Below are 13,888 nucleotides of genomic sequence, written 5' to 3'. Positions count from 1 at the left end.
GTGCCTGGATTAATGTTCAACTCATCGGCGATCTGCTCCAGCGTCTTCGACTGTTCTTGTACGTACTTTACGGTTTCACGCTTAAATGTCTCGTTGTAATGTTGTCTATTGCCACTCATTTTTTTTGACACCCTCTCGTCTGCTTTGTTTCATTATCGTTTTATCACTAAGGGGTGTCCACTTTTTATTCTAGCTGCAAAAAGGGACTTGTGAAGGCGCAATGCGCGCCACAGAAGCAAACAAGTCCCGAAAAGGGACTTGTAGTGGCGCAATGCGCGCCAGAGAAGCAAACAAGTCCCCAAAAGGGACTTGTAGCGGTGGAATGCGCGCCAGAGGAGCAAACAAGTCCCCAAAAGGGACTTGTAGTGGCGCAATGCGCGCCAGAGGAGCAAACAAGTCCCCAAAAGGGACTTGTAGTGGCGCAATGCGCCAGAGAAGCAAACAAGTCCCCAAAAGGGACTTGTAGTGGCGCAATGCGCGCCAGAGGAGCAAACAAGTCCCCAAAAGGGACTTGTAGTGGCGCAATGAGCGCCAGATGAGCAAACAAGTCCCCAAAAGGGACTTGTAGTGGCGCAATGCGCGCCAGAGGAGCAAACAAGTCCCTAAAAGGGACTTGTGAAGGCGCAGCGCATGCCACGCAGGGTGACCAAGTCACCCTAGATCCGGCAGATTTCCTTCGGACACAGCTCGCAGTGGCAGATTTCCTGCAGCATCGACAAGTCTTTAATGACGATCAGCCCGCCTGCATACTCGATCGCTTCTTTTTTGCGGAGATCGCTTAGCATGCGGTTGACACTCTCGCGCGTGGCTCCGATCATGTTCGATAGGTCCGTATGGGTAATTTTTTTGTTGATCAAGGTGCTTCCGTCAGCCTGCTCCTGCCCGTACGTATTGCCAAGACGGATCAGCGTCGAGCACAGCGCCCCTGGTTTGCCGTACATCATCAGATCCCGAAATTTGGTCTGGGTAATCCGGTGGTGGACGCCCATCCACTTCATGAAATCAATCGCGAAGTCGCAATGCTGGCAAACCAGCAGCTCCAGATCCTTGTTCTCGATGACGCCGACCACGCTGCTTTCCAGCACTTCAGCCGAGTAGCTGTGGTTGCTGCTGATGAATGGATCGGCATGCCCGATCAGATCACCCGGATGATACATATATAGAATAAGCTCTTTGCCTTCATCGGTCGTTTTCGTTAATTTGATCCGTCCCTGCTTTACATAGTAAAGCTTGTCGGCCAAGTCGCCTTCCCAGAACAAATGCGAGCCTTCAGGGAGGGCGCGTTCCTTCATGGTAACCAGCAGACGGTTTCGATTTTGTTCCGAGAAGCACTGGATATTCCCTAAGCTTTCTAGTTCTAAAACGTTGTCTACAGTATTCATGTCGGTATCTCCTAACATCTTTAAATTTGATCAGTTCAATCTTGAATGATTTGTTACCTCCATTATAACGTGAAAAAAATCACTTGAAAGGGTATTTGGGAGGAAAATAGTGGCGAATTTTCAAACTTTGTGATCTAGTTCACGTATAGGGAGGATCCTCTTAACCTTTTCTCGGCCTTGCGCCACTCCGGTCGCGACAGATATCGGATAGCCAATTCCGAAGAGGATGTCATGAATCATAAAAATATATAGCCGAACCAATATTATGTGAAATAATTCACATAATATTATGAGACGCTATGTTACGATCGAACCGTAGACAACAGAAACCAATAAACAACCGCGAAAGCAACCAAACAGAAAATCATGGGAGGATGAGAGAGATGGCTGTAAGCAAAGCATCTGGAGAAACCAAAGCATCCGCAGAAACCAAAGTCAAAGAACAAACGGCTGAACAATACGTACAGGGCTTAATCGACCGGGCGAACCGGGCTCAAGCGCAGTTTATGGAGCTGGACCAAGAACAGGTCGACCGAATCGTGCATGCGATGGCGATGGCCGGGCTCGAGAAGCATATGCAGCTGGCAAAAATGGCGGTCGAAGAAACCGGACGCGGCGTATACGAAGATAAGATCATCAAAAACCTGTTTGCAACAGAGTACATCCATAACAATATTAAATACGACAAAACGGTGGGCGTGATAGAGGATAACCCGTACGACCAGTTCCAAAAGATCGCCGAGCCGATCGGGATCATCATGGGGATCACCCCCGTAACGAACCCTACCTCAACCACCATCTTCAAAGCACTGATTTCGATCAAGACGCGCAACCCGATCATTTTCGGATTCCATCCGTCGGCACAGGCTTGCAGCCGGGAGGCTGCTGCCATTTTGCTGGAGGCCGCGCGTAAGCATGGAGCCCCGGCGGATTGCATTCAATGGATTGAGGAGCCGTCCATGGAGAAGACCAATGCTTTAATGCATCATCCGGACGTGGCGTGCATATTGGCAACCGGCGGTTCCGCCATGGTAAAAGCGGCTTACAGCTGCGGCAAGCCGGCACTCGGCGTCGGTCCGGGAAACGTGCCGTGCTTTATCGAGAAGTCGGCGGATCTCGACCAGGCCGTGAATGACCTGATTTTATCGAAGACGTTCGACAACGGGATGATTTGCGCGTCGGAGCAGGCTGTCATTATCGAGGAGCCCGTGTTTGAGCAAGTGAAGAAGAAAATGATGGCGGCCGGCTGCTATTTTATGAACAAGGAAGAAACCGTGAAGCTGTCGGCTAAGGCCATGATATCCGACAAATGCGCGGTCAATTCTGCGATCGTCGGTCAGCCGGCGGTTAAGATTGCCGAGCAATGCGGCCTTGATGTCCCGGCAGGCACCAAGATTCTGGTAGCCGAGCTGGACGGCGTCGGGCCGGGCTATCCCCTGTCCGCGGAGAAGCTGAGCCCTGTGCTGGCGTGCTACCGTGTCAAAAACGCGCAGGAAGGCATCAAACGTTCGGAGGAAATGGTCGCCTTCGGAGGGATGGGACATACGTCCGTCATTCATTCGCATAATGAGGATGTGATCCGGGCGTTCTCGAGCCGCATGAAAACCTGCCGCATTCTGGTGAACCAGCCGTCCTCGCAGGGCGGAATCGGGGATATCTACAATACGAATCTTCCATCCCTGACGCTGGGGTGCGGATCGTATGGCCGCAACGCAACCTCTTCCAACGTAACGGCCGTTAATCTGATCAACGTGAAAAGGGTGAACCGCAGAACCGTGAATATGCAGTGGTTTAAAGTCCCGGATAAAATATACTTCGAAAAAGGCTCCACCCAGTATCTTGCCAAAATGCCGGGCATATCGCGCATTGCCATTATCACCGACCCGATGATGGTGAAGCTCGGGTACGTGGAGCGGGTTGAGCATTACTTGCGGCAGCGAAGAGCGCCCGTAGCGATCGAGGTGTTCTCGGAGGTCGAACCGGATCCTTCAACGACTACGGTTGAACGGGGAACCGAAATGCTGAACAGGTTCCAGCCGGACTGCATCATTGCTCTCGGCGGCGGTTCGCCGATGGATGCGGCGAAAGCGATGTGGCTGTTCTATGAGCACCCGGATGCCGATTTCAAAGATCTGAAGCAGAAATTTATGGATATCCGCAAACGGGTGTATAAGTATCCGAAGCTTGGCCAGAAAGCGAAGTTCGTTGCCATTCCCACCACATCGGGCACAGGCTCGGAGGTCACGAGCTTCGCCGTAATCACGGATAAAGTTTCCGGGCACACCAAATACCCGCTAGCCGATTACGAGCTGACGCCGGATGTGGCGATCATTGATCCGGAATTTGTCTACACGCTGCCGAAGACCGCCGTCGCCGACACCGGCATGGACGTGCTGACGCATGCCATCGAAGCCTATGTCTCGATCATGGCGAACGATTATACGGATGGGCTTGCCATCAAGGCCATTCAGCTCGTATTCCAGTATCTGGAGCAATCGGCGCTTACCGGCGACAAGCTGGCCCGGGAAAAAATGCATAATGCCTCGACGCTGGCCGGCATGGCCTTCGCCAATGCGTTCCTGGGCATCAACCACAGCCTTGCGCATAAATGGGGCGGTCAGTACCATACCGCACATGGCCGGACGAATGCGATCCTTATGCCGCACGTCATCCGCTACAATGCGAAGAAGCCGACAAAATTCGCCGCTTGGCCGAAATATACCCATTTTGTGGCTGATCAGCGGTATGCCGAGATCGCTCGGATTCTCGGTCTGCCGGCTAGGACGACGGAGGAGGGCGTCAATAGTCTGATCCTTGCGATTCGGGAATTGAATGCCAAGCTCGGCATCGAAGAATCGTTCCAGCAGCTTGGCATTGATCCACAGGATTTCGAGAATCGCGTCGACGAGCTAGCCGACCGTGCGTTTGAGGACCAGTGTACGACGAGCAATCCGAAGCTGCCGCTCGTGTCGGAGCTTGCGGATGTATATCGCAACGCGTTCTATGGACGGTTTTAACCATACGAGACGAAGGGTAAGTAAACCCTAGAGGGATGGATGCAGCCTTCTGCCGGCCACGTCAGCCGATAGCAGAAGGCTGCATATTTGTTTCCAACCCCGGCCTGCAAATTCGGGTGATAAAAGTCACGAAAAGCTGCATCCTTGTGACTTATATCACAGATGTAAAGATCCACCAGGGTTACAATAAGGGTGTACAAAATAAGCGAGATGAATCTCGGATCTTTACAAATGCAGCTTGCGGGCAAAAGACGGAACCGGCGCGCCTCAATTAGTGAAATAAATCACATTTAAGGGTTTGAATCTGAAAGCCAGAGACTTCCCGCGGTGCGGAGGGTTCCCGCCGTATTGCCGCAGGCCGCAGCTTAAAACTAGGAGGGATTCGAAATGTCGGTGATGGAGCAGTATGCAGGCTGGAGAGGTTTTAAGTCAGGGAAATGGAATAGGAGAGTCGACGTCAACGATTTTATTGCCAGAAACATAACGCCTTATGAGGGGAACGAGGAGTTTCTTGCCGGGCCGACGGATAACACAAAGGCTCTCTGGGACATCGTATCCGATTTAACCCGCAGGGAACGTGAGGCCGGAGGGGTGCTGGACGTTGATGTGAATACGCCGTCGACGATCACCTCCCATCAGCCGGGATATTTGGACAAAGAGAAGGAGAAGATCGTCGGACTTCAGACCGATGAGCCGTTCAAGCGCTCGATTCAGCCGTTCGGCGGCATCCGGATGATGATTGACGCATGTAATGCGTACGGCTTTGAAATGCCGCAGGGCATCGTGGATATGTTTACCCATATCCGCAAAACCCATAACCAGGGTGTGTTCGATGCATACACTTCCGAAATGCGGGCAGCGCGCAAAGCCGGAATCATCACCGGCCTTCCGGATGCTTACGGACGCGGACGCATTATTGGGGACTACCGCCGAGTGGCCTTGTACGGAGTCGACGCGCTTGTGCAGGATAAGCTTAGGGAGCTGGCCGAGCTTGAAGTGGACGCGATGGATGAGCCGGTTATCCGTCTGCGCGAAGAGCTGTCGGAGCAGATCCGGGCGCTGAAAGAGCTGAAGGAAATGGCGGCCATGCACGGTTATGACATCTCCAAACCGGCCAATACGGCGAAGGAAGCGTTCCAGTGGCTGTATTTCGGCTATCTGGCGGCGATCAAGGAACAGAACGGGGCCGCGATGTCGCTTGGCAGGGTATCTTCCTTCCTTGATATTTACATCGAGCGCGATCTCGCCGAGGGCAAGCTGACGGAAGAGACGGCTCAGGAGCTGGTGGACCATTTTGTCATGAAGCTGCGTATCGTAAAATTCCTGCGTACGCCGGACTACAACGAACTGTTCAGCGGAGATCCGACTTGGGTGACGGAATCGATCGGCGGCATGTCCGTAAACGGCGTTACCCGCGTGACGAAGAACAGCTTCCGCTTCCTGCATACCCTGTATAATCTGGGACCTGCTCCGGAACCGAACCTGACTGTCCTATGGTCCGAGAAGCTGCCGGAAGCCTTCAAGAAATATTGCGCCAAGGTTTCGATCGAAACCAGCTCGATCCAATACGAGAACGATGATCTGATGCGCCCGATTTACGGGGATGACTACGGGATCGCCTGCTGCGTTTCGGCGATGCGAATCGGCAAGCAAATGCAATTCTTCGGCGCAAGGGCGAACTTGGCCAAAGCGCTGCTATATGCCATTAACGGCGGCAAGGACGAGAAGAGCGGCGCCCAGGTCGGCCCGGAATATCCGGCGATCACGGCCGAGGTTCTCAGCTACGACGAGGTCATGAAGCGGTTCAAGCCGATGATGGAATGGCTGGCGAAGCTTTATATGAATACGCTGAACGTCATCCACTATATGCATGACAAATACAGCTATGAACGGATCGAGATGGCGCTGCATGACCGGGATATTTTACGGACGATGGCATGCGGGATCGCCGGCCTGTCCGTAGCGGCGGATTCGCTGAGCGCCATCAAGCACGCGAAGGTTAAGCCGATTCGAAATGAGCAGGGGATTGCCGTGGATTTCGAGATCGAGGGGGACTTCCCTTGCTACGGCAACAACGATGACCGGGTGGACAGCATCGCGGTGGAGCTGGTGGAATCGTTTATGAGCATGATCCGCAAGCACAAAGCATACCGGGATGCCATGCCGACGCAGTCGGTGCTGACCATTACGTCGAACGTCGTCTACGGGAAGAAAACGGGAACGACGCCGGACGGTCGCAAAGCGGGCGAACCGTTCGCGCCAGGGGCGAATCCGATGCACGGCCGCGACAAGAAGGGAGCGCTCGCCTCGCTGACGTCGGTTGCAAAGCTCCCGTACGAGGACAGCCTCGACGGTATCTCGAATACGTTCTCGATCGTGCCGAAGGCGCTGGGCAAGGACGCCGATACCCGCATTCGCAATCTCGTAGCGATGCTGGACGGATACTTTGGCGATGACGCCCACCACTTGAACGTCAACGTATTCGACAGAGAGCAGCTGATCGACGCGATGGAGCATCCGGAGAACTACCCGCAGCTGACGGTGCGCGTATCCGGATATGCGGTCAACTTCGTCAAGCTTACCCGCGAGCAGCAGCTGGATGTCATCAACCGGACCTTCCACGGTTCGATGTGATGATAGGCGATAAAGGCATAATACGAAACTTGGCCGGTAGAGCCGGAATACGAGCAGCGGGAGAAAGTCCCGGATGACTAAGCGGATACAGAAAGGATGATGCCCCATGCTGAAAGGCCATGTACACTCCATAGAAACGTTCGGAACGGTGGACGGTCCGGGTATCCGCTTCGTGCTCTTCATGCAGGGCTGCCTGTTAAAATGCCAATACTGCCATAACCCGGACACGTGGGGGTTGCACGAAGGTCAGGAGATGACGGTGGAGGAGGTATGCCGGGAGATCGAGCCGTATTTAAGCTATTACCGCGGTTCAGGCGGAGGGCTGACGGTTTCCGGCGGGGAGCCGACGCTGCAATACCCGTTCGTGGCCGAATTGTTCAAGGAAGTGAAGAAACGCTGGAACTTGCATACGGCCTTGGACAGTAACGGGTACAACGAACCGGATAAAATTGCGGAGCTGCTGGATTATACAGACCTTGTGCTGCTGGACCTTAAGCATATTCGCGACGACAAGCATATCGCGCTTACAGGCAAATCCAATGAGCGCACGCTGAAGATGGCCAGATGGTTGTCGGACCACGGAAAAAAGATGTGGATCAGGCATGTATTCGTTCCGGGCATCCACGACGAAGAGGAAGATCTTGCCGATCTGGGGCAGTTTATACGCACGCTTAAGGGCGTGGATAAATTCGAAATCCTGCCGTATCACCAAATGGGCGTGTACAAGTGGAAGGAGCTTGGGATGGCCTATCCGCTGGAAGGCGTGCCTTCGCCGACAGAGGAGGAAGTGGCGCGCGCATACCGGTTGATTGGAGAAGTTATCTGAGGTACTGCTTAGTACGGTATCCCTTTATAGCAGAATTAATGCCACATAATGTGTTAAGATAAATGACAGTGACCTTTCCTGAATATGGAAGGGTCACTGTTTTTTGTGGAAGATTTTATCCCTAAGATAGAATAATGTCGACCTATCGGAGAATGGAATCGCTTTCTATAATGAAGATGTAACAAAAACAAACAAACCTTTTGGAGGGTCAAAGACAATGAAGAAAAAGGGTCTGGCATTACTCATGTCGCTTCTATTCGTCTCGTCTGCGCTGTTGTCCGCTTGCGGAGGCAAGGGAGCCGAGAAGCCGTCAGGCGGTACGGGCGGTGCAGCGGGCAACGAACCGTTTGAGATTACGATCCGCCACACGCAAGTGGGCGAATCCAAGAAATTCCGTCTTGCGCTGCTGAACGACGTCGTCAGCAAAACCGAGGCGGCGGTGCCTGGCCTGAAGATCAAGCTGGATGCCGTCGACTCGGAGGTGAACCGCAAAGAGAAGCTTAGAGGCGAGATGGCCGCCGGCAAGCCGCCGGAAGTGTTCGATGTGTTCGGAAGCCCGGACGCAGGCGTATATGCAAAGGAAGGGCTGATGCTCGATCTGACGCCAATCCTTGACGAGCTTGGCATTAAAGACAAATTTACGACGCTGGATCCTTTCACCCACGACGGCAAAATCTACGGATTGCCAATCGGCGGCTCCATCGAAGGTATTTTCTATAACAAAGAATATTTCGAGCAGAAAGGCCTCTCCGTTCCGAAATCGCTGGCCGAGCTGGAGCAAATCGCGGAAGCGATCAAGGCGGACGGCAAAATCCCGTTTGCGCAATCCTCGAAGGACGCATGGATTCCGCTGATGACTACCAACAACCTGTGGAGCTACTACGCAGGACCGGAAGTGACGTACGGCTTCAAGACCGGCGAAACGAAGTGGACCGATCCGAAAGTGGTCGAAGGCGTGAAGAAGCATCAGGAATGGGTGGAGAAAGGTTATTTCAAGAAGGGCGAGCTCGGATTCGAGTATGCGGACATGAGAAACCAGATTCTCTCCGGCGAAGCTATCATGATGATGGACGGCTCATGGGCCAACTCGGTATTCCGTGATCCGGAGCAGGCTGGCGATATGGTCGGCAAGATCGGTTATTTCAACCTGCCGCCTGTAAATGCGGGCGACCCTGTCGTCGTCATGCAGGATGCGAATAACGGTTACGGCTTCTCGGCCGAAGTGGCCAATGATCCGCGTAAGCTGCAGGCCGTCAAGGAATTTATCAAGAACATGTGGACCGATGAAATGCAGCTGCGCGGTCTGAAGGAAGACGGTGTGCTTCCGGCAATGAAGATGGATCTGGAAACGATGAACTCGACGTCCGACGATCCGCTTATGCAGGATATTTTCAAAGGGGTCAGCGAGATCGGCAAATCCTTCCCTGCCTTTGACGCGCTCGTGCAGGCTGACGTGAACACCGCGCTGAGCATGGGCATCCAGCAGGTAATCGGCGGCGAGCTTGACGCTCAGAAGATGCTGGAGAACGTTCAAGCGGCGCAAGAAGCAGCCAACGCTACGGAGGAATAATCAAGTGGGCGAGTCAAGGCACTACCCGCTGTCATGGGGGTGCCTTTTCGCCTAAACGACAGACATCAATACGGAGGTTACTATGAATAAAGCGCTGAGAAATCCTCTGATCTACATCTTGTTCGTCCTGCCGGCATTCATCCTGTTCCTGGCTTTTTTCATTTACCCGATCTATACGGCGATTGACAACAGCTTTACGAGCTGGAACGGCATTTCCAAGGACGTGAAGTATATTGGATTCGATAACTATGCTACGGCCATGTCGGACGTCGCGTTCTGGAAATCGGTTAAGAACAATGTCTATTTCATTCTTTTCTCATGTTTGGTCCAGGTTCCGCTGATCGTCATCTTCTCGCTCCTTATCGCCAATGTGAAGCGGTTGAAAGGACTGTACAAAACCGCCGTATTCGCTCCGTCGATCATGTCGACGGCCGTCATCGGCATTCTGTGGGGCTTCATTTATAATCCGGACTTCGGCTTGATGAATCAACTCCTCGGGCTGTTTGGCGTGGAGCCGATCTACTGGCTGTCCGACAAAAACTGGGCGATGCTCTCGATCTTGATCACTAACGCTTGGCAATGGACCGGCTTCTACATTGTGATGGTGCTGGCCGCAATCATCTCCATTCCCAAGGAGCTGGATGAGGCGGCGGCAATCGACGGGGCCACCGGCTGGCAGCGAGCCATGAAAATTACGCTCCCTTTGGTAATGCCGATCATCTCCGTTGTCATCATGCTGTCGATCGCCGGGGCGATGAAAGCAGCCGATATTATCCTGGTAATGACCAAGGGCGGGCCGGCCGGCTCGACGGACGTCATGGCAACCTATATGATCCGTTATGCCATTACGAGCTTTAAGCACGGCTTCGGCAATTCGATTGCCGTTCTGATCTTCGTCTTTACGATGATCATTACCGCGCTCTATCAGGTACTGATCGCACGCCGCAACGAAAGGATTGAATACTAAATGAGAGCGATGAAGAAACTGATCCCGCATATTTTCCTGATGGCTTACCTGCTCGTCATTTTGTATCCGTTCCTGTTCGTACTGTTCTCGTCGGTAAAGACGGATAACCAGTCGATCGCGGCCAATCCGTTCGGGCTGCCCGACACCTTCGTGCTCGACAATTATGTCAATGCTTGGGTGAACGCGAAGATCAGCACTTATTTCTGGAACAGCTTGTATATCGGCGTGCTGTCCGCATGCTTGTCGATCCTGTTCGCGGCGATGCTGGCCTTTGCCATTACGCGTATGCGTTACAACCGGATCAGCGCCATCCTCTTCCAGTGCATCCTGCTGGGCATGCTTATTCCGAACAACTCCTTGATGCTGCCGATCTATGGCATCATGCGTCAATTGGACATTCTGAATACGCATATGGCGCTCATTCTGCCTTACGTGGCGAATGCGATTCCCTTCTCCGTAATCATTCTTGCTGCCTTCATGCGCTCGCTGCCCGGAGAAATCGAGGAAGCCGCCGTCATCGATGGATTGAGGTCTGGGGGCTTGTTTGCTAGAATTATCTTGCCTCTGACCGTTCCGGCTATCGTAACCGTGTTTATCATTAATTTCTTGGGGAATTGGAACGAATTTTTGCTTGCTAACTATTTCTTGTCCAATGACGAGTTGCGAACACTTCCAGTCAGGATGGTCGGTTTCAGGGACGCTTACAATATGAACTACGCCCAAATGTCGGCGGGGATCGTGTTCAGTGTTCTGCCGGTTCTGATCATCTATGCGATTCTTCAAGAGAAGATCATTGAAGGGGTCACCGCGGGAAGCGTGAAGGGGTAATACGAAAGCGGGAGCATGCGTATGAATCTGCGGAACAAATTGTTTACGGCTTTTTTGGGACTCATTATCATTCCGTTGTTTTTGCTGGGCCTATTTACTTTTTTTATTACCTATAACTCGATTGAGGAAAAATACAGCCAGCAAGCCGAATATTCGCTTAAGGCGATCAGCTACAGCATTCTGAATGTATTCAAGGAGATGGAATACGTCACGGACAACGGGATTGCCACCTCCGTGTTCGCAATGGCGCTGAATGCGAAGGATCCGAACGATCAGAACCTGATTAAGGAGTCCAATGCGGAGCAGCTTAAATTGAATGACCGGCAGCGCAGCTTCCGAAATCTACTATATAACCACCCTGCGATCAGCTATGCCTTTTTGTATCATTTCAACCGGGAGTCGCCCCCGATTCCGATCTTCAGCAAAGAGAATTTCCGAACGCTTCCATATGACCAGTTTAAGAGCAGCCCGTTATATGATGAAGTGGTGGCGCTGAATGGAAGACCCATGTGGCTAGCCCCGCATGAATTTCAGGAGCTGACAGGCGAAGAGCCGGTATTTACCCAGATTCGGCTGATCAAAGATGTGACGACGCTGCGCAAGCTCGGCATATTGGTCGTCCAGATCAAGAAGTGGGAGTTCGAGGAAATCTTTCGCAATTTAACGATACCTAACAATCTGCAAAACACCTCGTTCATGCTCGTGAATAATGAAGGACTGGTTCTGTTTGATCCGGAGAACAGCATGGACGGACAAAATATCAAGCAATACATGAAGCATAAGGTCGAGTTCAAGCAAGGCTACCAGAGCTTTAAGGCCAAGTTCAACGGGAAGGAGCACATCGTTTCCATTTACCACCTGAATGATTACGGCTGGAATCTGGTCTCCTTCACCGATTGGAACTCGTTGTCCCAGGAAGTAACGTCGTTTGCCAAGTGGTTCTTCGTGATTATGGGCGTCTGCCTTGTCACCGCAATCGTCTTTAACCGGCTGTTCATGAACCGGATTACCGGGACAATTGCCGTCATTGTCCGGTTTATGCGCCGGGTCGAGGACGGAGACCTGAATGCGAGAGTCGAGGAGAAGGGCGAGGATGAGCTTCTGCTGCTCTCCAAAGGCTTTAACAATCTGATGAACCGGATCAACGATCTGTTCGTGCAGGTGAAGAAGGAGCAGCGGCAGAAGACGGAAGCGGAGATGCGGGTGCTGCAGGCGCAGATCAAGCCGCATTTCCTGTTCAACACCCTGGAGTCCATCAATGTGCTTGCCATCCAAAACGAAGGCCGCAAAGTGAGCGAGATGGTATACCGGCTGGCGAGCATCCTGCGCATCAGCATACAAGGCAAGGAAGAAATTACTTTGGAGGAAGAGATCAAGCATCTGCAGAGCTATCTGGAGATCCAGAAGTTCAGGTTCGAGGATGTGTTCGACTATGAAATCGACATTCCGAAGGAGCTGATGCACAGCCGCATCCTCAAGCTGACGCTGCAGCCGCTGGTGGAGAACAGCATCCAGCACGGATTTGAAGGAATCTCGTACAAGGGACTCATCCGGATATCGGCATGGAAGGAACTCGGCAATGTTATCATCCGGGTGGAGGACAACGGGCTTGGAATGACCCCGGAGCAGCTGTCGATGTTTGAATATATGGTGCATGACGATTCGATGTCGCAGCAGGCGAAGCTGCAGAATTTGAAGGTGAATCAGGAACGCCGCGGGCTTGGACTGCGAAGCGTAGCAGACCGCATACGCATTCAGTACGGCGATTATTACGGTCTGTTTATCTGCTCGAGCCGTCCCGGCGGCACCGTTATACAATGTGTCATACCCAATTATGATAGGGGGGAAGGGCAGCGTGTTGAAGGTATTATTGGTCGATGACGAGGCTCCGATCTTGAACAATCTGAACAGGGTGCTCCCGTGGGAGGAGATGGGCATGAAGGTGATCGGTTTGGCCCGCAGCGGGACGGAAGCATTGGAAATCGCCGAACAGTATACGCCGGATCTGATTTTGTCGGACATTCGGATGCCCGTGATGGACGGCCTGACATTCATTTCGAAAATTCGGGAAGAGGGGAGCCGCGCGGAAATCATACTGCTTACCGGCTATCAGGAATTCGAGTATGCCAGGGAAGCGATTAAGCTCGGCGTCAAGGATTATATCAGCAAACCGATCCATTATGGCGAGCTGGAGAATAAGGTGCGCGAGATCGGGGAGGAAATCCGTAAGAAGAGGGCGAAAGAGAAGTATTACAGCACCGTTTCGCTGATCGACGATGTTCCGGGGCCGGAGACCGCCAAGAAGACGCCCGAGCAGCTGGTCGCTTCCGCCCTGGAGTATATCAATACCAATATGGGGCAGGACCTGGGCATTGAAGAGCTCTCGGAGCATTTGGGCATCAGCTCGAGTTACTTTTGCCTGCTGTTCAAGAATCACGTGGGGCTGACCTTTGTCGAATATTTGACGAAGCAGCGGATGGAGGCGGCCAAGTTCCTCCTCGTGAACAGTGATAAGAACATTGCCCAGATCGGCTCCTTTGTCGGTTATCATGAGCGGCGCTATTTCACGAAGGTGTTTCAGAAAGCGACCGGCATGACCCCGTCCGAATTCCGGGAAATGTCCGGCAAAGCAACGGTATGAACTTATTCTGGACGCTGCAGGCA

The 13,888-nt window shown here is 52.7% G+C and carries 9 protein-coding genes; 8 read left to right on the top strand and 1 reads right to left on the bottom strand.

Annotation, left to right across the window (positions count from 1 at the left end):
- Positions 1-656: 656 nt before the first annotated feature.
- Positions 657-1,382 (bottom strand): Crp/Fnr family transcriptional regulator, encoded by a 726-nt coding sequence (locus tag J2Z18_RS10880; RefSeq protein ID WP_007129684.1) that lies wholly within the window; start codon positions 1,380-1,382, stop codon positions 657-659.
- A 383-nt stretch (positions 1,383-1,765) separates the two neighbouring features.
- Between J2Z18_RS10880 and adhE the strand changes: the two genes are divergently transcribed.
- The 8 genes from adhE to J2Z18_RS10840 all read left to right on the top strand — a co-directional run bounded on the left by adhE (position 1,766) and on the right by J2Z18_RS10840 (position 13,865).
- Entirely contained in the window at positions 1,766-4,399 is a 2,634-nt protein-coding gene (adhE, locus tag J2Z18_RS10875; RefSeq protein WP_007129685.1) for a bifunctional acetaldehyde-CoA/alcohol dehydrogenase, read from the top strand.
- A 387-nt stretch (positions 4,400-4,786) separates the two neighbouring features.
- Positions 4,787-7,033: a formate C-acetyltransferase gene (gene pflB / locus J2Z18_RS10870; RefSeq protein ID WP_007129686.1), complete on the top strand. Its 2,247-nt coding sequence runs from the start codon at positions 4,787-4,789 to the stop codon at positions 7,031-7,033.
- A gap of 106 nt (positions 7,034-7,139) precedes the next feature.
- On the top strand, positions 7,140-7,859 hold the full coding sequence (pflA, locus tag J2Z18_RS10865) for a pyruvate formate-lyase-activating protein (protein WP_007129687.1): 720 nt from the start codon (positions 7,140-7,142) through the stop codon (positions 7,857-7,859).
- Between the two features lie 217 nt (positions 7,860-8,076).
- The gene (locus J2Z18_RS10860; RefSeq protein ID WP_028403702.1) at positions 8,077-9,429 is read left to right on the top strand and encodes an ABC transporter substrate-binding protein; all 1,353 of its coding nucleotides are present in this window, start codon (positions 8,077-8,079) and stop codon (positions 9,427-9,429) included.
- 82 nt (positions 9,430-9,511) lie between these two features.
- Entirely contained in the window at positions 9,512-10,396 is an 885-nt protein-coding gene (locus J2Z18_RS10855) for a carbohydrate ABC transporter permease (RefSeq protein ID WP_007129689.1), read from the top strand.
- Positions 10,397-11,224, top strand: coding sequence for a carbohydrate ABC transporter permease (locus J2Z18_RS10850; protein ID WP_210094695.1), 828 nt, complete (start codon positions 10,397-10,399; stop codon positions 11,222-11,224).
- A gap of 21 nt (positions 11,225-11,245) precedes the next feature.
- A complete protein-coding gene (locus tag J2Z18_RS10845; protein ID WP_210094694.1) occupies positions 11,246-13,105 on the top strand; it encodes a cache domain-containing sensor histidine kinase in 1,860 nt (619 codons plus the stop codon).
- Positions 13,080-13,865 (top strand): response regulator transcription factor, encoded by a 786-nt coding sequence (locus J2Z18_RS10840; protein WP_007129692.1) that lies wholly within the window; start codon positions 13,080-13,082, stop codon positions 13,863-13,865. The genes J2Z18_RS10845 and J2Z18_RS10840 overlap by 26 nt, the downstream gene beginning before the upstream one ends.
- Positions 13,866-13,888 lie beyond the last annotated feature (23 nt).

It is taken from the genome of Paenibacillus lactis, assembly GCF_017873605.1.
In the GTDB taxonomy this organism is placed as follows: Bacteria; Bacillota; Bacilli; order Paenibacillales; family Paenibacillaceae; genus Paenibacillus_AQ; species Paenibacillus_AQ lactis.
This window is presented reverse-complemented; position numbering and strand designations above follow the sequence as displayed.

Bases quoted from the DNA above. Each gene is read 5' to 3' on its own strand.
- J2Z18_RS10880 (WP_007129684.1), bottom strand. From the start codon at position 1,382: ATGAATACTGTAGACAACGTTTTAGAACTAGAAAGCTTAGGGAATATC.
- adhE (WP_007129685.1), top strand. From the start codon at position 1,766: ATGGCTGTAAGCAAAGCATCTGGAGAAACCAAAGCATCCGCAGAAACC.
- pflB (WP_007129686.1), top strand. From the start codon at position 4,787: ATGTCGGTGATGGAGCAGTATGCAGGCTGGAGAGGTTTTAAGTCAGGG.
- pflA (WP_007129687.1), top strand. From the start codon at position 7,140: ATGCTGAAAGGCCATGTACACTCCATAGAAACGTTCGGAACGGTGGAC.
- J2Z18_RS10860 (WP_028403702.1), top strand. From the start codon at position 8,077: ATGAAGAAAAAGGGTCTGGCATTACTCATGTCGCTTCTATTCGTCTCG.
- J2Z18_RS10855 (WP_007129689.1), top strand. From the start codon at position 9,512: ATGAATAAAGCGCTGAGAAATCCTCTGATCTACATCTTGTTCGTCCTG.
- J2Z18_RS10850 (WP_210094695.1), top strand. From the start codon at position 10,397: ATGAGAGCGATGAAGAAACTGATCCCGCATATTTTCCTGATGGCTTAC.
- J2Z18_RS10845 (WP_210094694.1), top strand. From the start codon at position 11,246: ATGAATCTGCGGAACAAATTGTTTACGGCTTTTTTGGGACTCATTATC.